General features: G+C 67.1%; 18 protein-coding genes. 5 read left to right on the forward strand and 13 right to left on the reverse strand.

Annotated elements, in window-relative coordinates; genetic code table 11:
* Window positions 1–31: 31 nt before the first annotated feature.
* From FGL98_RS16065 to FGL98_RS16090, 6 genes are all read right to left on the reverse strand, one after another.
* Window positions 32–1108, reverse strand: coding sequence for an ABC transporter ATP-binding protein (locus tag FGL98_RS16065; RefSeq protein WP_146318285.1), 1077 nt, complete (start codon window positions 1106–1108; stop codon window positions 32–34).
* Complete coding sequence (locus FGL98_RS16070; RefSeq protein ID WP_146318287.1) at window positions 1105–2202, reverse strand: ABC transporter ATP-binding protein; 1098 nt, start codon at window positions 2200–2202, stop codon at window positions 1105–1107. The genes FGL98_RS16065 and FGL98_RS16070 overlap by 4 nt, the downstream gene beginning before the upstream one ends.
* 13 nt (window positions 2203–2215) lie before the next feature.
* Window positions 2216–3229, reverse strand: a complete 1014-nt coding sequence (locus FGL98_RS16075) for an ABC transporter permease (RefSeq protein WP_146318289.1) — start codon at window positions 3227–3229, stop codon at window positions 2216–2218.
* A 198-nt stretch (window positions 3230–3427) separates the two neighbouring features.
* Window positions 3428–5185 carry an ABC transporter substrate-binding protein gene (locus FGL98_RS16080; RefSeq protein WP_146318291.1) on the reverse strand — a complete coding sequence of 586 codons (1758 nt, stop codon included), beginning with the start codon at window positions 5183–5185 and terminating at the stop codon, window positions 3428–3430.
* A 96-nt stretch (window positions 5186–5281) separates the two neighbouring features.
* Window positions 5282–6289 (reverse strand): ABC transporter permease, encoded by a 1008-nt coding sequence (locus FGL98_RS16085; RefSeq protein WP_146318348.1) that lies wholly within the window; start codon window positions 6287–6289, stop codon window positions 5282–5284.
* Window positions 6290–6469: 180 nt separating this feature from the next.
* Window positions 6470–7873, reverse strand: coding sequence for a replication-associated recombination protein A (locus tag FGL98_RS16090; protein WP_425461001.1), 1404 nt, complete (start codon window positions 7871–7873; stop codon window positions 6470–6472).
* A 181-nt stretch (window positions 7874–8054) separates the two neighbouring features.
* On the opposite strand from FGL98_RS16090, the gene FGL98_RS16095 reads away from it, so the two are divergent.
* From FGL98_RS16095 to FGL98_RS16105, 3 genes are all read left to right on the forward strand, one after another.
* The gene (locus FGL98_RS16095; protein WP_146318294.1) at window positions 8055–8846 is read left to right on the forward strand and encodes a GNAT family N-acetyltransferase; all 792 of its coding nucleotides are present in this window, start codon (window positions 8055–8057) and stop codon (window positions 8844–8846) included.
* Window positions 8847–8851: 5 nt separating this feature from the next.
* Window positions 8852–9547 carry a gamma-glutamyl-gamma-aminobutyrate hydrolase family protein gene (locus FGL98_RS16100; protein ID WP_186526206.1) on the forward strand — a complete coding sequence of 232 codons (696 nt, stop codon included), beginning with the start codon at window positions 8852–8854 and terminating at the stop codon, window positions 9545–9547.
* Window positions 9548–9790: 243 nt separating this feature from the next.
* Window positions 9791–10621: a thioesterase family protein gene (locus FGL98_RS16105; protein WP_146318298.1), complete on the forward strand. Its 831-nt coding sequence runs from the start codon at window positions 9791–9793 to the stop codon at window positions 10619–10621.
* On the opposite strand, the gene FGL98_RS16110 is transcribed toward FGL98_RS16105, so the two are convergent.
* Window positions 10622–11224, reverse strand: a complete 603-nt coding sequence (locus tag FGL98_RS16110; RefSeq protein ID WP_146318300.1) for an HAD family hydrolase — start codon at window positions 11222–11224, stop codon at window positions 10622–10624.
* On the reverse strand, window positions 11224–13041 hold the full coding sequence (gene aspS, locus FGL98_RS16115; protein ID WP_146318302.1) for an aspartate--tRNA ligase: 1818 nt from the start codon (window positions 13039–13041) through the stop codon (window positions 11224–11226). The genes FGL98_RS16110 and aspS overlap by 1 nt, the downstream gene beginning before the upstream one ends.
* 300 nt (window positions 13042–13341) lie before the next feature.
* Here aspS and FGL98_RS16120 point away from each other — a divergent pair, with 300 nt between their 5' ends.
* The gene (locus FGL98_RS16120; protein ID WP_146318304.1) at window positions 13342–13908 is read left to right on the forward strand and encodes a GNAT family N-acetyltransferase; all 567 of its coding nucleotides are present in this window, start codon (window positions 13342–13344) and stop codon (window positions 13906–13908) included.
* A 103-nt stretch (window positions 13909–14011) separates the two neighbouring features.
* Here FGL98_RS16120 and FGL98_RS16125 read toward each other — a convergent pair whose 3' ends face one another.
* Entirely contained in the window at window positions 14012–14398 is a 387-nt protein-coding gene (locus FGL98_RS16125; RefSeq protein ID WP_146318306.1) for a YchJ family protein, read from the reverse strand.
* 61 nt (window positions 14399–14459) lie between these two features.
* Between FGL98_RS16125 and FGL98_RS16130 the strand changes: the two genes are divergently transcribed.
* On the forward strand, window positions 14460–15065 hold the full coding sequence (locus FGL98_RS16130) for a class I SAM-dependent methyltransferase (RefSeq protein ID WP_146318308.1): 606 nt from the start codon (window positions 14460–14462) through the stop codon (window positions 15063–15065).
* Between the two features lie 78 nt (window positions 15066–15143).
* Here FGL98_RS16130 and FGL98_RS16135 read toward each other — a convergent pair whose 3' ends face one another.
* From FGL98_RS16135 to FGL98_RS16150, 4 genes are all read right to left on the reverse strand, one after another.
* A complete protein-coding gene (locus FGL98_RS16135; protein WP_146318310.1) occupies window positions 15144–16310 on the reverse strand; it encodes a pyridoxal phosphate-dependent aminotransferase in 1167 nt (388 codons plus the stop codon).
* 108 nt (window positions 16311–16418) lie between these two features.
* Window positions 16419–17093, reverse strand: a complete 675-nt coding sequence (locus FGL98_RS16140; protein ID WP_146318312.1) for an NUDIX domain-containing protein — start codon at window positions 17091–17093, stop codon at window positions 16419–16421.
* Complete coding sequence (locus FGL98_RS16145; protein WP_146318314.1) at window positions 17090–18784, reverse strand: CTP synthase; 1695 nt, start codon at window positions 18782–18784, stop codon at window positions 17090–17092. Before FGL98_RS16145 ends, FGL98_RS16140 begins: the two co-directional genes overlap by 4 nt.
* Window positions 18785–18795: 11 nt before the next feature.
* Window positions 18796–19908 carry a glycosyltransferase family 4 protein gene (locus FGL98_RS16150; protein WP_146318316.1) on the reverse strand — a complete coding sequence of 371 codons (1113 nt, stop codon included), beginning with the start codon at window positions 19906–19908 and terminating at the stop codon, window positions 18796–18798.
* Between the last annotated feature and the right edge of the window lie 93 nt (window positions 19909–20001).

A 20001-nucleotide genomic window follows, 5' to 3' on the forward strand; every position in this document is an offset into this window, starting at 1 on the left:
CATCCGGGACCGCTACCGACCTCCCTTGTGGTCAACCCGCCAGATCGGACCTGACCTCCGGGAAGTGGCACGCCACCTGGTGGCTTTCCTCCCCCTTGACCTGGTCGAGCGTCGGGACCTCGGTGGCACAGATCTCCTGCGCCTTCCAGCAACGGGTCCGAAAGACACAGCCCGACGGCGGGTTCTGCGGGCTCGGCAGGTCTCCGGTCAGCAGAATCCGCTCACGGGCGCCGGCCTTCAGCGGGTCCGGGATCGGGACGGCCGACATCAGCGCGTGGGTGTAGGGGTGCTGCGGGCGCTCGTAGAGCGTGTCGCGGTCGGCGACCTCCATGATCTTGCCGAGATACATCACCACGACCCGGTCGGAGATGTGCCGCACGACGGACAGGTCGTGCGCGACGAAGATGTAGGCCATCTGCTGCTCGTCCTGGATCTCCTCCAGCAGGTTGACCACCTGCGCCTGGATGGAGACGTCGAGTGCTGACACCGGCTCGTCGCACACGATGAGCTGCGGCTTGAGGGCGATCGCGCGCGCCACGCCGATGCGCTGACGCTGGCCACCGGAGAACTCGTGCGGGAAGCGGTTGTAGTGCTCGGGGTTGAGCCCGACACGCGCCATCAGTTCCTGCACGGCCTTCTTCACCCCGCCCTCGGGCTTGACCTTCTGGATGACGAACGGCGCCGAGATCACCTTGCCGACCGTGTGCCGGGGGTTCAGCGAGCCGAACGGGTCCTGGAAGATCATCTGCATCTCGCGCCGCAGCTTCTGCAGCTCGGTGCCCTTGACGTGGGTGATGTCCTGGCCGGCGAACTCGATCTTTCCGCCGGTGGGCTCCAGCAGCTTGAGCATCGTGCGACCGGCTGTCGACTTGCCGCAGCCGGACTCGCCCACGAGCCCGATCGTCTCGCCCCGGTGCACCTCGAGCGAGATCCCGTCGACCGCCTTCACCGGTGCGTCCGGACGGCGAATGATGCCCGGCTTCATCTGCGGGAAGTGCTTCTGCAGGTCGGTGATCTTCAGGACGGTCTCGCCGACCTTCACCTGACGGGCACCCGCGAGGGCGTCGTCCGTGGCCACACTGGTCCCGGAATCGTCCAGCTCGCTCATGCCTGCGCCTCCTGTCCTGCTGACGGATCCTGATCGCTGCCACCACGGATCTCGATTCGGTCCGCCTCCGTCAGGAAGCACCGCGCGTGCTGCAGATGACCCATTGCGAACAGCTCCGGCTCCTCGGTCCTGCACCGGTCTCCCGGCACCCGGTCACGGTAGGTACACCGCGGACTGAAGGCACAGCCCGGGGGCAGGTTGATCAGCGACGGCGGGTTCCCGGGGATCGGGTCGAGCCGGTCCTGCCGGGCCTGGTCCAGCCGGGGCATCGAGTTCAGCAGCCCCCAGGTGTAGGGGTGCTGCGGCTGACCGAAGGTGTCAATGACGTCGCCCTGCTCGACCGCCCGACCGCCATACATCACCATGATGTCGTCGGCGATGTCGGCGACCACGCCCAGGTCGTGCGTGATGATGATGATGGCGGAGTGGAACTCCTTCTGCAGGTCGACCATCAGCTCGAGGATCTGCGCCTGGACGGTCACGTCCAGCGCTGTCGTCGGCTCGTCGGCGATCAGCAGCTTCGGGTCGTTCATCAGGGCCATCGCCACCATGGCACGCTGCCGCATGCCGCCGGAGAACTGGTGCGGATAGCTGTCGACCCGCACCTTCGGGTTGGGGATCCCGACGCGCGACAGCATGTCGATGGTCTTCTCGCGCGCCTCATGCTTCTTGGCGTCCGGGTGGTGCACCCGGTAGGCCTCGATGATCTGGTTGCCCACGGTGTAGTAGGGGTGCATCGCCGAGAGCGGGTCCTGGAAGATCATTGCGACGTCCTTGCCGCGCAGTTTGCGCAGCCGGGACTCGGACGCCTCCATGAGGTCCTCGCCGTCGAGCAGCACCTGACCGGAGGTCACCGCGGAGGAGCCGCGGTGCAGCCCCATGATCGCCTGGCTGGTCACGGACTTGCCGGAGCCGGACTCCCCCACGATGCCGAGGGTCTTACCGGCTTCCACGTCGAAGGTCACCCCGTCGACGGACTTGACCAGCCCGTCGTCGGTCGGGAAGTGCACGTGCAGGTCGTTGACCTGCAGCAGGGGCCCGGCGGAGTTCCCGGTCGGCCTGTCGGCGTTCAGGGTCGTGTTCTGTGTCGTCATCTCTTCCTTCACCTCAGGCCAGCGTCACGCGAGGATCGATCAGGCCGTAGAGCACATCGACGATGATGTTGGCGACCACCACGAAACTGGCTATGAGGATAACGATGCCGACGTTGGTCGGCAGGTCGTAGGTCGTGGCGGCCTGCACCGCGAGCTTGCCGACGCCGGGGTAGTTGAAGACCTGCTCGGTGATGATCGCACCGCCCAGCAGCAGCCCCAGGTCCAGTCCGGCCTGAGTCACGATCGGGGTCAGCGCTGCGCGCAGGGTGTGCTTGAAGAGGATCTTGCGTGGTGCCAGACCCTTCGCCTTGGCCGTGCGCAAGTAGTCCTCCCCCATCGACTCCAGCATGAACGCACGGGTCAGCCGCACATAGCCGGCCAGGTAGACCAGGGCGAGCGTGATCGCCGGGAGCACCAGGCCTTGCAGCCACAGCAGTGGATCCTGGGTGAGTGGCGTATAGACCGGGACGGGGAACAGCCCCCATTTCAGCGCGATGAACTGGTAGATGAACAGGCCGATGAAGAACGTCGGGAACGCATAGGCAACCAACGCGGCACTGACGAGCAGTTTGTCCAGGAACTTGCCTCTGCGCAGTGCGGCGATGATGCCGAAGCTGATCCCGAAGACCATCCACAGCACGAAGGCGGCAAGTGCCAGCGAGGCCGAGACGGGGATCCGGGGGCCCAACTCGGAGCTGACCGTTTCGGCATTCAACGGCGAGTAGCCCAGGCAGGGCGCCGGACAGGTCGCGATGGTCTCCGGCGCACTTTTACGCAGCGATGCGTCCTCGGGGAACTCGCGACCGGCGACGATCCCCTTCACGAACTGCCCCCACTGCACGATCATCGGCTTGTCATAGCCGAGCGCCTTGCTGTTCTGCTCGATGAGAGCAGGGGAACAGATCTTGCCGCAGCTGAGGCGGGCGGGGTTGACCGGTGATGCGAAGAAGAGGATGAAGGTCACCAGGCTCACCAGCAGAAGCATGATGATGCCGGAGAACACACGGCGGATGATATAGGCGAACATAGACGTGCCCGGTGGGCACTCCTCTCAAGCTTGATGCGAACTGCGGCGCTGTCGCAAGGGGATTCGACTGTCCGAGCCTGAAGTGGACCGCACCTTCACGGCCACCGGCGACGGTGGTTTCGTCACCTCACCCTCGGTCCGGTCGTCGAGCGCGGAGGCTCGACGACCGGACCGGGGGGTCGGATCGGACTGACTTCGTCAGTGCTTGACGCCGATACCGCCCAGGTCGGGGTACATCGCCTCGGCCGGGTTGTTGACGTAGCCGGTGATGTTCGAGCCGTTGATCCGGTAGAACTTGTCGATCGCCAGCGGGATGTAGGCGTAGTCCTGGCCCAGGATGGCGTCGATCTGGTCGTAGATCTTGGCCGCCGCGTTGACGTCAGTCTGCGCCGCCGCCTTGTCGATCAGCTTGTTGACCGCAGCGCTCTTGTAGGAACCGTAGTCCTGACCGGTCGTGGTCGGGGTCAGGTTCGGGCGCGAGTCGAACAGCGGCGGGATGACGGTCGACATGGCCGGCCAGTCAGCGCCCCACGAACCCCAGCAGACGTCCCAGGTCGACCCAGCCTTCTGCACCACGTTGTAGTACGTGTCGGTCAGACCGTTGAGAGTCACCTTGAATCCGGCCTGGCCCCAGGCCGCGGCAATGGCGCCGAACTGCTTGTCAGACGTCGGGGTGCCACCCGGGTAGGTCAGGTTGATCGGGTAGGGCATCTTGACCCCGGCCGACTTCAGCAGTGCCTTCGCCTTGGCCGGGTCACCCGAATCCGGGAGACCGCTGAACGTCGCGTTCTTCTTGAACCCGAGGATCCCCGGCGCCGTCACCGTGTAGGCCGGTGCGTACATCTTGGATCCGCCACCGGCCTGGATGTAGGCGTTCTTGTCGAGCGCGATCGCCAGCGCCTCGCGAACCTTCGGGTTCTTCAGGCGGAGCATGTTCGGCACCAGGTACTCGGTGAACGGGGACTGCGGGTTGATCGTCCGCTTGGCGACCGCACCGGTGATCTGCGAGAACGATGCCGGCGGGATCGCGTTGGTCGTCACCGTGTTGGCCGCGGTGCCGCTGTCGGAGATCATCTGCTGCACGCCGATCTCCGGGGTCACGCCCTCCTGGAAGACGATCTTGTCCGGCAGCGCCTTGCGGATGTTGTCGGTCTTGGAGCTCCACTCCGGGTTGCGCACGAACGTGCCGCCCTGGCCCTTGGTCCATGTCCCCTGGAGCTTGTAGGGGCCGTCGGAGAAGACCGTGTAGTTGGAGTTGTTGCCCTTGTCCTGCGACTGCTTGTAGGGGTCACCGGCACGCAACGCGGCGAGGTAGAGGTTGAAGTCCGGCCAGGCCTTGTTGAAGTGGTAGGTGATCGTCTTGCCACTGCAGGTGACGGCCTTGTCGAAGTAGCTCTGGCCGGCCTTCTTGTAGGGACCGTTGTAGACCGGCAGACCGGTCTTCTTGTCCGTGGGGATGTTCAGGTAGGACAGGATGTAGTTCGGTCCGCCGGTGATGACGTCCGTCGCGAAGGTGCGCGAAGTACCGTACTTGACGTCGGCGCAGGTGATGGGCGAGCCGTCCTGCCACTTCACGCCGTCCTTCAGCGTGAAGGACCAGGTCTTGGCGCCATTGGACTTGGTGCCAGTGTTGGTGGCCAGGTCCGGGATCGGGGTCGAGGACGCCTTCAGGTCGCTGGTGACCGGGAACTGCACCAGGCTCCGGGAGAACAACCGGCCCTCGAGCGAGATGCCCTCGCCGGTGTAGGTGCGCTGCGGGTCCCAGGTCTGCCGCGGCTTGTTGCTGGTGTAGTAGAGGGTGCCCCCCTTGCTGGCCGACGCATTGTTCGCCGAGCCGCCACTGGCGCTGCCGCTGCTGCCGGTGCTGCCGCCGCTGCTGCTGCCACCGCAGGCTGCCAGTGTCGTTGCCGCCACTACTGCCGCGATGACGGAAATCGACTTCGTCTTCTTGGTCATTGCCTCTCCTTGTGTGTGTCGTCGCGCCGAGGGGCGTTCCAACGTCCTGGGCAGGATTGCTGCCAGGGGTCTGTGCTGCAGGCATTTTGCCTGGGTCTATCGACCATGCCGGGGGTCCAGTGCGTCACCGAGTCCGTCGCCCACCAGGTTGAAGGCGAGCACGATGATGGCGATCGCGAGGGCCGGCAGGAAGAAGTACGTCGGGTCGGCCTGGGAGTAGTTCACCGAGTCGGTGAGGATGTTGCCGAGCGTCGGGGTCGGTGCCTGGATGCCGACACCGAGGTAGCTCAGCGCGGCCTCCGTCGAGACGTAGGCGGGCAGCTGCAGTGTGCTGTAGATCAGGATCGGCGGCCATAGGTTGGGCAGCAGTTCGGTGAAGTAGATCCGACGTCGGTTCGAACCGAGGCTGCGGGCCGCCTCTACGAACTCCCGGTTGCGCATCGACAGCACCAGGCCGCGGATGATGCGGGCGTAGCCGGGCCAGCCGAACGCACCCATGATCAGGATCACGTAGACCCCCGTCGACGGGTTCCCGGACGGGACGCCGACCAGGGTGATCCAGGCGATGAACGTGCCCGACAGGGCCAGCAGCATCAGGGTCTGGGGGAAGCACAGGATCAGGTCGATGAACCGGCCGAGGAAGAAGTCGACCTTGCCGCCGGTGAAGCCCGAGATGATGCCGAGCACAGTACCGGTCACGATGGCGATGATCGTGGCACTGATCGAGATGATCATCGACCAGGTGACGCCCTCGAGCAGCCGGGACAGCAGGTCTCGGCCGGTGCCGGGCTCCACGCCGAGTGGGTGCTGCCACGAGATGCCGCCCAGGGGCCCCGTGGGGACCGACCCTATTCCCGAGACGAGGTTGCCGGGGCCGGAGTTGTGGATGCTGAGCGGGTCCAGGATCCCGACCCAGTCCAGGATCGGCGCCAGGATCGCAATCAGGAGCAGGATGATCACCACCGCGAGGGCGATCATGCTGGTGCGGTCCTTGCGCAACCGCGTCATTGCCAGTTGCATTGGGGACTTGCCCTCAATGACCTTGCCCGACCCTTGCACCTCGACGAGGCCGCCCTCATCTGACTTGAGGTCGGAAATCGGCATAGACACGGCGGATGGTCTCCTAGGGGTGAGGACGTCATTCTCGGGTCGATTGCGCTGCAATGGACCCGGTTTGGGTCGGTCTGTGTCTCACCAGGTGGCCGACGGGTTCCCGATCCGAGGTGAACTGTGCCACAGTTCACGCCCCCGAACGACCAGGTCGGGGACTTGGCAACCTAATTGTTACTTTTTGGGTGCCGTTCCCCGGATGATCGACCGTAACGTGACCCATCTGGGCGCAAGTTTTGACTCCCAGCCGCGATCCGTCGGGTGGTAGTAGTCGGCTTCGCCCCGCAAGTCGTCGGGCAGGAACGCCTGCTCACCGACGCCGTCCGGCTCGTCATGCGTATAGCGGTAGCCGTCTCCGTGCCCGAGTCGTTCCGCCCCGGCATACCCGCTGCCACGCAGGTGCGGTGGCACGGCGCCGCCCTTGCCGGCGCGCACGTCCGCGATGGCCGCATTTATCGCGGCGTAGCTGGCATTCGACTTGGGAGCCAGGGCGTTGTGCACGACCGCCTGGCCCAGGATGATGCGGGCCTCCGGCATCCCGATCTGCGCCACGGCATGCATCGCGGCGACCGCCGTCTGCAGCGCGGTCGGGTCGGCCATCCCGACGTCCTCACTCGCCGCAATCACGATGCGGCGGGCGATGAACCGCGGATCCTCACCCGCCTCGAGCATCCGCGCCAGATAGTGCAGAGCCGCGTCCACATCGCTGCCGCGCATGGACTTGATCAGTGCGCTCGCGACGTCGTAGTGCTGGTCACCGGCCCGGTCGTAGCGCACCGCGGCGGTCGCCATCGCCTGCTCGACATGAGCGAGCTCGATGGGGGTCCGTGAGCTGCCGGCGGCCGCGACCAGGGCAACTCCCGCGGCGGCCTCCAAGGCCGTCAACGACCGCCGGGCGTCTCCCCCGGCCATGCGCACGAGATGGTCGCGGGCGTCCTCCGCCAGCTCGAATTCGCCCCCCAGCCCGCGCTCGCTCGTCACCGCGTCCTCGATGAGCGCCGCGACGTCGTCGTCCTCCAGAGAGGTCAGTCGCACCAGGATCGACCGGGAGAGCAGCGGTGAGATGATGCTGAACGAGGGGTTCTCGGTGGTCGCCGCGACCAGGATCACCAGTCTGTTCTCGACCCCCGGCAGCAGGGCATCCTGCTGCGCCTTGCTGAACCGGTGGATCTCGTCGAGGAAGAGCACCGTCTGGCGGCCGTAGAGGTCACGGTCTCGAGCGGCCCGGTCCATGACCGCTCGAACATCCTTGACGCCGGCGTTGATCGCGGACAGCTCGGCGAACCGGCGCTCGCCGGCGTGTGCGATCAGGTGGGCGAGCGTCGTCTTGCCGGTCCCGGGCGGACCCCACAGGATCGCGGACAGCGAGCCCGCCGCCCCGCTTGCTCCCTCCACCAGTCGCCGCATGGGACTGCCGGGCCGCAGCGCCTCACCCTGCCCTCGGACCTCGTCGAGTGTGCGGGGTCGCATCCGCACCGCGAGCGGCGGCAGATCCGCCTCCCGCGCGCCGTCCTCGGGGACGCCGCCGGAGCGCTGCGCCCGGCCGGCGGCGAACAGGTCATCAGGTGCATCAGCCACGCCCCACACGCTATCCGCTCCTCCACCCCTCCCGAGAAGTGAGTTCCGCACCCCCGAGTAGTGAGTTGATCCCCCGAGTAGTCACGAATTACATCCGAGTAGTCACGTTTTGCACCCGAGAAGTCAGTAGTTGACGGGACCGCGCCTTCGGATCACCAGTCCGTCTGAGATCCTGGATACTGTGACAACCACGCACGATGTGCGGCGAGTCGAGACGCACGACGAGCTCCTCGCCCTGACCGATCAGGACCCCTTCATCCGCTACGACGTGCCGGCGGGTGCCTACGACAATGCCTGGGCCGTAGGCCGTGCCGTCGCCTTTCCGCGCCTGCGTCAGTCGCACTGTCAGCTTGGTCTCACCGTGACCGGTGCACGCGACGACGTCCGAGCCCTGCTGGCCTTTGTTGCCGGCGCGATGGACCTGTCCGACATCGCGGCCGTCAGCGTCGACCGGGCCTTGCGGCCGGACCTCGTCGCCGCGTTCGCCGACCACCCGACCTACCGGATCGCCACCGGCGGCGACTGGGAGTGGATGTGGACGCTCGCACCGCCACCCCGCATCCCTGAGGAGGATCGCCTCATCGTGCTCGATGACGCCACCGACGCCGCCGATGTCACCGCGCTCAACAAGGTCGGCAATCCCAGCGCCGAGTCACGACCTGGCGAGGGCGCCAGCGAACGCTGGGTCGGTGTGCGCGACGCCGGCACGCTGGTCGCCGCAGCGGCGATGCAACGCACCTCGGGCGGCATACCCCACCTCACCGGAATCACGGTCGCGCCGTCGCATCGTGGTCAGCGGCTCGGGCTGGCGATGACCGCGGCGCTGACCCGGTATGCCGTGCAGGCGGAGGGCGTCTGCTCGCTCGGGATGTACTCCGAGAACGCCGTCGCTCGTGGGTTATACACCCGTCTCGGCTATCGGGTGGCACACGCCTGGTCCTCCCGGCTACTCGTCCCAGCCGTGCAAGGATGACCAACGTGTCCCGTCCTCTGATCGGCATCGCACCCAAGTTCCTCCCGTCGGACGATGGCCCGACCGAGCTGCTCGGCGCACGACGCAGCGTCATCGACAGCGTCCGCGCGGCAGGTGGTGAGCCCGTCGTGCTGTGCTGCGAAGACCTCACACAGGCGAGCGACGCGCTCGATGCCGTGAGCGCGATCGTGATGCCGGGCGGTGGGGACTCCGACCCGGCGCTCTACGGCGAGACCGAGCGCCACCCCAACCTGCGACTGGTCCAGCCGTTGCAGGACTCCGGTGACATCGCGATCATCAACGCGGCCCTGACCAGGCGTATGCCGATGCTGGCCATCTGCCGCGGCATGCAGACCCTCAACATCGCCCTCGGCGGCAGCCTGGTGCAGCATCTCGAGCCGAGCTCGGTGGAGCACTGGGACAACGTCCACGACATCGAGATCACCGAACTCGACTCTCTCACAGCGCAGGTCGTGGGCTCCGCCGCGCTGATCGGCGTCAGTTTCCACCAGCAGGCCGTCCGACGACTCGGTCGCGACCTGCGGATCACGGCACGTGCCGCGGACGGCGGCGTCGAGGCCATCGAGCACACCACCGCACCGGCCCTGGGCCTGCAGTGGCACCCCGAGCTGCAGGCCGAGGGATGCCCGGTGCAGTTCGAGCCCTTCGTCTGGCTGGTCGACTCCGCCAAGCGGGGGTAGTCGCGGGCGAGCGGTCGTTCGCGCGGACGCTGCGGCATCTCGTCCTCCTGCTGGATGCTGGCACCGCGGACGACGGCATCGATCTGTCGCCGTTCTCGAACGCCACCCCGACGTATGCCGAGGTGCTCGACGCGCGCGAGCCGAGTCACCATGGTGCGAGATCTCGACACCATCGGGTCGTGGTCCGACGGTTAACGGCGACACGGCTCATCGGCGGCAGGCGGCATCCGGCAAGATGTGGACATGACCGAGTACGACGAGGCGATCAAGCTCACCGGGCCGGACGATCAAGGCCGCTACACCGGGACCCTGTCGGATGACTGGGCCATCGGGGGAGCCGTCAACGGCGGCCTGCTCATGTCGCTGGCCACCGCGGCGACCGCAGCGTGCAGCACCTCGGCAGACGGTCACGCCGACCCGCTCACCTACAGCGGGGTCTTCCTCTCCCCCGGCACCGCAGGCGAGATCACCGCGTATCCGCAGATCCTGCGCACCGGTCGCTCCATGACGACCGCGGAAGTCCGCACGACACAACGGGTCGACGGGATCGAGGTGGAGCGTTCGCGCGCCCTCCTGACGCTCGGCGACCTGGACCGGTATGCCGAGCCGGTCCTCAAGTCCGAGCCCGCGCCGGACATGCCCGGACCGGAGGACTGCCCCAGTGCCGCCGACGCGCCGCCCACGCCCCTGACCGGCTCCGGTTTCCTCAAGCGTTTCGACCTGCGCCTGGACCCGGCAACCGTCGGTTGGGCGATCGGTCGGCCGAGCGGCAAGGGCGAGATGCGCGGCTGGCTCAAGCTCGCTGACGAGCGTGACTTCGACGCAACCTCCCTGCTCATGGCACTGGACGCCTTTCCGCCCGTGTCCTTCGACCTCGGTTCCCAGGGCTGGGTCCCGACGGTGGAGTTCACCGGCTACGTGCGCGCCGTGCCCGCACCCGGATGGCTCTGTATGCGGTTGTCCACCAGCACAGTCACGGGTGGACTGCTCGAGGAGGACGCCCAGATCTGGGACAGCACCGGCCGACTCGTGGCGCACTCGCGGCAGCTCGCCTCAGCTCGCTTCCCGAGCTGATCAGATCAGGTCGTATCGGCGCAGGATGGCTGCGAGGCCGGAAGCACCGGCAATCGGGTCGTGCAGCACGGCCTGCAGCCCGACTGCGCGAGCGGCGTTCACGTTGCGGCCAGAGTCATCGATGAACAGCACCTGACCGACCGGAAGTTCGACTGCATCGAGCACCGCTGTGAAATAACGAGCCTCCGGCTTTGCGACTCCGAGATCACACGAGTAGAACTCGCCATCGAAATGCTCTGCATACGGCAGCCGAGCCCGCATCACATCCCGGCGATAGTCCTGCTGGTTGGTCGCCAGATAGCACCGCACACCACGACCGCGCACCTCGTCCACCAGGCTCAGCGCCGCTGTGTCGACCACGATCTCGGCCCACGACGCCATCACGTCACCGGCGGACGTCTGTATGCCGTGTCGCGCAAGGACCCGTGCGACGGCGTCTTCAAACCGCGACTCCCCTCGCAGACAGGGCTTCTCAGCATCGAAGAGATCCTGCAGGAAATCCTCGCCGCCGATCCCCACCAGGCGCTCGCGCCAGCCCGGCGCGGCAGCCTGTAGAACGCCGTCGGCATCCCACAGCACCGCACCGGGCCGACACACAGGCATCAGCTCTGCTTGGGGTTGATCTCCGGAGACCCCTGCGACGCAGGCGCCTTCGGCTCGGGCTTCGCGTCCACACCGGCTTCCTTGCGCTGCGCGTCCGTGATCGGCGCGGGCGCCGCAGTCAGCGGGTCGTAGCCGCCACCGGACTTCGGGAACGCGATGACCTCGCGGATGGAGTCGAAACCGCCGAGGAGCGCACAGATGCGGTCCCAGCCGAACGCAATGCCACCGTGCGGCGGCGCGCCGAAGGCGAACGCGTCGAGCAGGAAGCCGAACTTCTCCTGAGCGTCTTGCTCGGACAGGCCCATCACCTTGAAGACCCGCTCCTGAATGTCCTTGCGGTGGATACGGATCGAGCCACCGCCGATCTCATTGCCGTTGCACACCATGTCGTAGGCGTAGGCCAGCGCCGATCCGGGGTCGGTGTCGAAGGTGTCGACGAACTCCTTCTTGGGCATGGTGAACGCGTGATGCACCGCGGTCCAGGCACCCGAGCCGACAGCCACGTCACCGGAGGCCACTGCCTCCGAGGACGGCTCGAACAGTGGTGCGTCGAGCACCCAGAGGAACGACCACCCGCCCTCCGGGATCAGGTCGCAGCGCTTGCCGATCTCCAGCCGTGCCGCACCGAGCAGCGCGCGGGACGACTTCGTGGCACCCGCCGCAAAGAAGATGCAGTCACCCGGCTTCGCACCGATGTGAGCCGGCAGTGCGGCGACCTCGGACTCGGAGAGGTTCTTGGCGACCGGACCGGTGAGAGTGCCGTCCTCCTGGACGAGCACGTAGGCCAGTCCCTTGGCTCCGCGCTGCTTGGCCCAGTCCTGCCAGGCGTCCAGCTGCCGGCGAGGCTGCGAGGCGCCACCCGGCATGACCACAGCACCGACATACTCGGCCTGGAAGACGCGGAACGTGGTGTCCTTGAAGAGGTCTGTGCACTCGGTGAGCTCGTTGCCGAACCGCATGTCCGGCTTGTCCGAGCCGAACCGGGCCATCGCCTCGGCATACGTCATCTGTAGGAACGGTGTCGGCAGGTCGACCCCGATGACCTTCCAGAGCGCCTTGGCGATCGCCTCGCCCAGCTCGATGATGTCGGACTGCTCGATGAAGCTCATCTCGATGTCCAGCTGGGTGAACTCCGGCTGCCTGTCAGCGCGGAAGTCCTCGTCCCGGTAGCAGCGCGCGATCTGGTAGTAGCGCTCCATGCCGGCGACCATCAGCAGCTGCTTGAACAGCTGTGGGCTCTGCGGCAGGGCATACCAACTGCCCGGCGCCAGACGGGCCGGCACCAGGAAGTCGCGTGCGCCCTCGGGGGTCGACCGGGTCAGCGTGGGTGTCTCGATCTCGACGAACTCGCGCTCCTCGAGCACCGCCCGCGCCGCCTGGCTGACCTTGCTACGCAACCGAATTGCGTTGCCCTGCGCCGGCCGGCGCAGGTCGAGGTAGCGGTGCTTGAGGCGCGCCTCCTCGCCCACGTTGATGCGCTCGTCGATCTGGAAGGGCAGCGGGGCGGAGGCGCTGAGCACCTCGATCTCGTCCGCGACCACGTCGACCTCGCCGGTCGGCAGGTCGGCGTTGACGTCCTTGGCGTCGCGCGGCGTCACCTTCCCCGTGACCTTCACGCAGTATTCGTTGCGCAGGCCGTGGGCCGCGCCGGTGAGGACCTCGTCTCGCGCCACGACCTGGACGATCCCGCTCGCGTCGCGCAGGTCGAGGAAGGCCACACCACCGTGGTCACGGCGACGGCCGATCCAGCCGGTGAGGGTGACAGTGGTTCCAGCGTCGGCGGCACGCAGGCTGCCGGCGTCATGAGTTCGCATCATGTGCGTGTCCTTTCGGTCAACTTCCGAGAGCGACACTTCTGCGCCGCCTTCGAAAAGGCAGCCCAGGAGGTGTGGGCGGGGGCCAGATCGCGGTGCCACCACACCTTTGCCGAGGAGTCCTCGACCTCTCGTCGGTGACACCGAACGCGCGGTCCCAGGCCGGTGCATGCGCACCTGACGGGTCGTCACTCCGCCGCCGAGAACGAACACCAGTGTACGACCTCACCGGCCCTCCCCCGCCACCGGTTTTCTCCCTGACTGCCGCGGGTCGCGCGACGCCGGTCGATATCGTCTGAAGGTATGACATCGCTGCCTGGCCGACCGGCCCCGAGGGTCGCTCGGGTCACCCGTGTCGACGAGCTCACCCCCGATCTCATCGATGAGGCGACCTCGTCACTCGCTCGGCTTGTCGCCGACGGGGCGGCGCTCGGCTGGGTCACGCCACCTGACCGAGTTGACGTCACCGCGCTCCTGCGGTCAGTCGTCGAGGCCGGCACCCAGGACGCCTGCCTCGTCATTGCCGGTGACAACACCAGGTTTGCGGGACTGGGATACTGGCTGCGCTATGCCCGCCCGACTCACCGGCCGCACGCGGACATCGAGAAGCTCGCGGTGTCACCCGACTTCCAGCGCCGCGGCGTGGGGCGCGCTTTGCTTGCCGCACTCATCGGTCACGCCCGCGTAGAGTCGGTTGAGATGCTCACCCTCGACTTCCGCGGCGACAACGCCGGCGCGGAATCGCTCTATCGGTCCATGGGTTTTGCGGAGTATGGGCGCCTGAGGGACTTCGTGGCACCGGATGAGCACCAGCGCTTCGACATGGTCATGCACGCCATCGACCTGCGCAAACCCACGCTGGTCGAATAGGCATGCGGCCCTCCGAGAGGCATACATACCTAACGACAGGCCCACAAACTATATGGACCTCTCGGAGATTTTGTATGCCTCTCGGCGGGCGAGGTCCCGCGGATCAGAGACTGTCCACGTAGAACCAGCGCCCGGCGCGACGAGCGAAGGTGCTGCGCTCGTGCTGCTCACCGGTCGCGCCATCGGTGATCTGTCGGAAGCGCGCGGTGAACTCGACGATGCCCGCGGCGTCGTCGGCGGTGCCATCCACGACGTCCGTGATCCGCAGCGCCACCCACTCACGATCCGGGTCGAGGATGACGGCCGGTGGACGGTTGCGCGGGTGCCACGTGCGCCAGAGGTACTCGCCGTCCCGCACTGCGAATGCGGCATACCTGGAACGCATCAATGACTCCGCGGTCAGCGCCTGCCGCTCTCCGCGGTGCAGCGGACCGCAGCACCCGTCATACGGCTGCCCCGATCCGCATGGGCACCCCCGGGCGTCAATCATGCGAGCCCACCCGGTCAGGGTCGCCCTCGTGGATGCGCATCGTGTCAGTCACAATGCATAGATGGTTGAGCAAAGCGCGTGGATGCGCAAGGTCGAGGAAGATCCGGGCCACTCCGCCTGGTATGTCGAACGCTTCCGCGCCATGGCCGCGCAGGGTGCCGACCTGGTCGGTGAAGCCCGCCTGATCGACGCGATGGTTGCCCGGGAGTCCCGGGTCCTCGATGCCGGATGCGGTCCGGGGCGAGTAGGCGGAGAGCTGGCCCGGCGCGGACACACCGTCGTTGGGGTGGACGTCGACCCCATTCTGATCGAGGCCGCCCATCAGGACTACCCCGAGGTGGACTGGCACACCTGCGATCTCGCCGAGCTGGACCTGACACGTCTAGATATCGGTGACCGGTTCGATGTGGCCGTGTGCGCCGGCAACGTCATGACGTTCCTTGCTCCGAGCACGCGTGAAGAGGTCCTTCGGCGCGTCGGCGCTGCCGTGCACCCGACCGGCCGCGCGGTGTTCGGCTTCGGCGCGGGCCGCGGCTACCCGTTTGACGAGTTCTTCAACGACGCCAAGCACGCGGGCCTGGTGCCGGATCTGCTCCTGTCGACCTGGGACCTGCGCCCGTTCACCGACGACTCCGACTTCCTGGTCGCGATCCTGCGCCCGGCCTGATCCCCCTGCCGGCTTGGTAGTACAGAAGGGATCCATGGATCCCGTCTGTACTACCAACCTTGGATGCAGCCGTGGCGGTCAGAGTGCAGCCGCGAGGCGGTCGATCGCCTCATCGATCTCCTGCGTCGCACCGCAGAAGCTCAGCCGCATGAACCGGTGACCGTGCACCGGGTCGAAGTCCACCCCTGGCGCCAGCGCGACCCCGGTTCGCTCGAGCATCTGAGCGCACCACTGCAACGAGTCGTTCGTGAGGTGGCTGATGTCGCAGTATGCGTAGAACGCTCCGTCCGGCGGGGCGAACGAGGTGATGCCCAGCTCCGGCAGCCGACGGAGCAACAGATCACGGTTGCGCGCATACCTGGCGACATGGCCGTCCAGCTCTGCGGCGGCCTCGGGAGTGAATCCGGCGACCGAGCCAACCTGTGAGACCGCGGGTGCGCAGATCGACAGGTTGGCCTGCAGCAGCTCCACCGGACGCTGCAGGTGGCGTGGCAGCAGCGACCAGCCCAGCCGCCAGCCGGTCATCGAGTAGTACTTGCTCATCGAGCCCATCACGACGCTCTCGCGGGAGAACTCCCACGCGCTCGCACACCGCCGGCCATACGAGATCCCGTGATAGATCTCGTCGGACAGCAGCAGCACCCCGCGCTCCTCGCACCACTGAGCCACCGCACCCAGCTCGTCGGCGTCGATGATCGTGCCGGTCGGGTTCGCCGGGCTGGCGAGGATCAACCCGTCCGGCAACGCCGGCAGCGCCTCAAGGTGGGCCACGGTGGGTTGGAAGCGCGTCGACGCATCGCACTCCAGGTCCACGACCTCGCAGCCGAGCGCCTGGATCGTGCTGCGGTTGGCCGGATATCCCGGCCGGGGCATCGCGATCCGCGCGCCCGGCTCGAACGCCGCGAGGATCACCGAGCTGAACCCGCCCGACGAACCGTTGCTGACCAGCACCTCGTCCGGATGCACCTCGATGCCGTAGGCCGTGGCGTAGTGCTGTGCAATCGTCTCGCGCAGCGGCAGGATCCCGGCCGGGTCGGTGTATCCGAGGGTCTGGGACTCAACGGCGGCATGCACGGCCTCGATCACTGGGCGCGGGGCGGGCGTGCCGGGCTGTCCTACACACAGCAGGATCAGGTCACCGTGGGTGGCCTGCCGCCGGGTGGCCTGCTTGAAGACCTCCATCACCTGGAACGGCGGCACATCGCTCCGCGAGGACGCTCGCCGCCTGTCAGGGGTGCTCTTCATCGGGGTCCCCGCGAAGTATCGGAGCGAAGCGGAGAACTTCGTGGGGTGATTTTCATCGGGGTCCCCGCGAAGTATCGGAGCGAAGCGGAGAACTTCGTGGGGTGATTTTCATCTGTAGGCGGAGTGCTCTGGCCAGGGGCTGTCGGCGGGTCGCAGGGTGGCCCAGTCACGTTGTCTGGCAACATGAGTCGCCAAGATGCCGGCGATTGCCGGGCCGTTGTGCATGCGTCCGCTCATCACCGCCTCGATCGCGTCGTCGAGGGACAGCCAACCGGTGTGGATGTCCGCCTCCTCACCCTCACGGACGAAGTCATGAGCCGGTGCCGGATGGACATCACGGGCCAGGAAGATCCGGATCACCTCGGACGTCGCTCCCGGTGAGGTGAAGGTGTCGAGCAGCACGTTCCAGGTGTCCGCGTCAAGGTCGCTCTCCTCTCGCAGTTCACGAGCCGCGGCGACGCGAGGGTCCTCCCTCGGCTTGTCGAGCAGACCGGCCGGGATCTCCCAGTCAAAGGCCTGCACCGGGTGCCGGTACTGCCGGATGAGCGCCACCTCTTCGGCGCCCGCGTCACCTCGCAACGCGATGACAGCCACTGCACCGGTGTGCTGCACGTAGTCGCGGGTCACCCGCCCGGCGCCGCCGAGGTCGACCACGTCACTGACCACGTTCCAGACCCGACCCTGGTAGGCGTTCGTACGGGAGATCACCGGCTGCTGCTCGATCCGGTCCTGCAGGTCCGGGTCGAGCCGCTGGTGGATCGCCTGCTGGTCCTGCTCACTCATGGTGCAACCGGGATCTCATTCGCGGACTCACCTGCGTGGGCTCGTGGTGCCTCGACGAGTCGGCCGGCCTTCTGCGCCTCGAGAGCAGCGCCCACCAGGCCCGCGAAGAGCGGATGCGCACGGTTCGGCCGGGAAAGGAACTCCGGATGTGCTTGCGTCGAGACGTAGTACGGGTGAACATCCTTCGGCAGCTCGACGAACTCGACGAGCCGGCCGTCCGGTGACGTCCCGCTGAAGACCAGACCGGCCTTCTCCAGACGATCCCGGTAGGCGTTGTTGACCTCGTACCGGTGACGGTGCCGCTCCGACACCTCCGTGCTGCCATACGCCTCGGCGACCACGGAACCATCCGCGAGCCGCGCGGGATACGCCCCGAGGCGCATGGTGCCGCCCAGGTCGCCGGCGCCCTCGACGAAGGACCTCTGCTCCTCCATCGTGGCAATCACCGGGTCCTTCGTCTCCGGGTCGAACTCCGTCGACGAGGCACCCGCGATACCGGCAACGTTGCGGGCATGCTCAATCACCATGCACTGCAGCCCGAGACAGATGCCCAGCGTCGGAACCTTCTTGGTGCGAGCCCACTTCAGCGCACCGAGCTTGCCTTCGATGCCGCGGATGCCGAACCCTCCGGGCACCAGGACGGCGTCCACCCCGCCGAGTGCCTTCTGCGCACCGGCATCGGTGGTGCAGTCGTCACTGGGCACCCAGCGCAACCGCACCCGCGCGTCGTGGTGGAATCCGCCGGCTCGCATTGCCTCCGTCACGGACAGGTAGGCGTCGGGCAGGTCGATGTACTTGCCGACCAGCGCGATCTCGATCTCGTACTCCGGTTCGTGCACTCGCCGCAGCAGTTCGTCCCACTCGTGCCAGTCGACGTCGCGGAACGGCAGGCCCAGGCGACGCACGACATACGCGTCGAGGCCGCCGGCGTGCAGCACCTTGGGGATGTCATAGATGCTCGGGGCGTCGACGCACGCTGCAACCGCCGGCAGGTCGACGTCGCACATTCGCGAGATCTTGCCCTTGATTGCGTCGGGGATCTCGCGGTCTGCGCGCAGCACCAGGCCATCCGGCGCGATGCCCACCTGTCGCAGCGCCGCAACCGAGTGCTGGGTCGGCTTCGTCTTGAGCTCGCCGCTCGGTGCGAGGTAGGGCACGAGCGAAACGTGCAGGAAGAACACGTTGTCCCGGCCGACGTCCTGACGCACCTGTCGGGCCGCCTCCAGGAACGGCAGCGACTCGATGTCTCCGACCGTGCCACCGATCTCGGTGATGATGATGTCGACCTCTGGGCCGGCCTGGTCACGCATCTGCGTCTTGATCTCGTTGGTGATGTGCGGGATCACCTGCACCGTGTCACCGAGATACTCGCCGCGGCGCTCCTTGGCGATGACCTGGCTGTAGACCTTGCCGGTTGTCACGTTCGCACTGCCGACGAGGTTCACATCGAGGAACCGCTCGTAGTGCCCGATGTCCAGGTCGGTCTCCGCACCATCCTCGGTGACGAAGACCTCGCCGTGCTGGAACGGGTTCATCGTCCCGGGGTCCACGTTGATGTACGGATCGAGTTTCTGCATCGTCACGCGAAGCCCCCGCGCGCGAAGCAGATGTCCGAGGCTGGATGCCGTGAGGCCCTTGCCGAGCGATGAGGCTACGCCTCCGGTCACAAAGATGTGCTTGGTTTCCACCACGGGCCCCCAGCCTAGGCCATCACCGGCGCGATCACACAGCGGTACGCGTCTTCGGCGTGGTCGATCGCGTCCCGCTCGGTCGGGAGCACCTTCGCGCGGGCCAGCGCACGTTCGTGAAGGTCGTGGGCGTATGCCGGATCGGTGGCCACGGCGCGCACCGCGGCCTGCAACGCCGCGCCGTCCCCGAATGGCACCAGGATGCCGGAGTCGTCCAGGATCGCGGCCGTTCCGCCGACCTCGGTCGCCACGACCGGGGCACCGCACACCAGCGCCTCCTGCAGCCACACCGGTTGGCCCTCCCACACCGCACTGGACACGGCGATGTCGGTGGCGCCGAGCAGGTCGGGCACGTCCGGTCGATGCCCGAGAAGGGTCACGGGTGCACCGGTGCGGGCAATCTGCCGCTCGAGGTCCGATTGCAGCGGACCATCACCGGCAATGAACCACTGCAGGTCGGGCAGCTCCATGTGCAGCGCGGCCGCGGCCTCGACGACCAGGTCCATACGCTTCTGCGGGGCCAACCGGCCCACGGCGAACGCCATCACAGCGGGGCTGCCGAGATCGGCGCGAACCTCATCCTTCGATCGCTCCGGGTGGGACAGATCCGGGGCCGCCACCACGGCCAGCTCCGCCCGGTCGGCCCCCAGCGACCGCATCCGTGCGACGACGTCGGCGGACACCCCGAGGACTAGTGCGGCCCGCGACGCAATGACCTTCTCCAGCGCATGGAAGACCACTCTCGCCGCGCCCGACTCCGGTGAGGCGTTGTGCAAGGTCACGATCACTGGCGTGCGGCGGCTCGCCAGAGCGGCCATCGCGCCGGCGCGCAGCCCGTGCGCGTGCACGATGTCGGCGTCCGCGGCCTGTGACCGCAGCGTGCGCATGGTGCGCGCGTCCGTCGCCGGGTGCGGGCGTTCGGCGATCTCGGCGCGCACGATGTCCGCGCCCGTGTCTGCGAGCTGGTACCGCTCGGCCACCTGCTTCGGGCAGGCAAGCGTGACGCGATGTCCGCGCTTGGTCAGGCCTTCCGCAAGGGATCGGACATGCCGTCCGGCGCCGCCGGCCACCATCCCGACGACCAGCAGAACACGCTGCGGCGGGAGACTCTCCGGGGTGCTGTTCATGCGGGGTCCTCGCAAAGTAGCGAGCGTAGCGAGCAACTTTGTGGAGTGCTAGTCATGCGGGGTCCTCGCAAAGTAGCGAGCGTAGCGAGCAAC

Origin of the sequence: Leekyejoonella antrihumi, from assembly GCF_007845645.1 — a bacterium.
Classification (GTDB): domain Bacteria; phylum Actinomycetota; class Actinomycetes; order Actinomycetales; family Dermatophilaceae; genus Leekyejoonella; species Leekyejoonella antrihumi.

Bases quoted from the DNA above. Each gene is read 5' to 3' on its own strand.
- FGL98_RS16085 (WP_146318348.1), bottom strand. From the start codon at position 6,289: ATGCCGATTTCCGACCTCAAGTCAGATGAGGGCGGCCTCGTCGAGGTG.
- FGL98_RS16130 (WP_146318308.1), top strand. From the start codon at position 14,460: ATGGTTGAGCAAAGCGCGTGGATGCGCAAGGTCGAGGAAGATCCGGGC.
- FGL98_RS16105 (WP_146318298.1), top strand. From the start codon at position 9,791: ATGACCGAGTACGACGAGGCGATCAAGCTCACCGGGCCGGACGATCAA.
- aspS (WP_146318302.1), bottom strand. From the start codon at position 13,041: ATGATGCGAACTCATGACGCCGGCAGCCTGCGTGCCGCCGACGCTGGA.
- FGL98_RS16140 (WP_146318312.1), bottom strand. From the start codon at position 17,093: ATGAGTGAGCAGGACCAGCAGGCGATCCACCAGCGGCTCGACCCGGAC.
- FGL98_RS16070 (WP_146318287.1), bottom strand. From the start codon at position 2,202: ATGACGACACAGAACACGACCCTGAACGCCGACAGGCCGACCGGGAAC.
- FGL98_RS16135 (WP_146318310.1), bottom strand. From the start codon at position 16,310: ATGAAGAGCACCCCTGACAGGCGGCGAGCGTCCTCGCGGAGCGATGTG.
- FGL98_RS16120 (WP_146318304.1), top strand. From the start codon at position 13,342: ATGACATCGCTGCCTGGCCGACCGGCCCCGAGGGTCGCTCGGGTCACC.
- FGL98_RS16150 (WP_146318316.1), bottom strand. From the start codon at position 19,908: ATGAACAGCACCCCGGAGAGTCTCCCGCCGCAGCGTGTTCTGCTGGTC.
- FGL98_RS16110 (WP_146318300.1), bottom strand. From the start codon at position 11,224: ATGCCTGTGTGTCGGCCCGGTGCGGTGCTGTGGGATGCCGACGGCGTT.
- FGL98_RS16075 (WP_146318289.1), bottom strand. From the start codon at position 3,229: ATGTTCGCCTATATCATCCGCCGTGTGTTCTCCGGCATCATCATGCTT.
- FGL98_RS16080 (WP_146318291.1), bottom strand. From the start codon at position 5,185: ATGACCAAGAAGACGAAGTCGATTTCCGTCATCGCGGCAGTAGTGGCG.
- FGL98_RS16065 (WP_146318285.1), bottom strand. From the start codon at position 1,108: ATGAGCGAGCTGGACGATTCCGGGACCAGTGTGGCCACGGACGACGCC.
- FGL98_RS16125 (WP_146318306.1), bottom strand. From the start codon at position 14,398: ATGATTGACGCCCGGGGGTGCCCATGCGGATCGGGGCAGCCGTATGAC.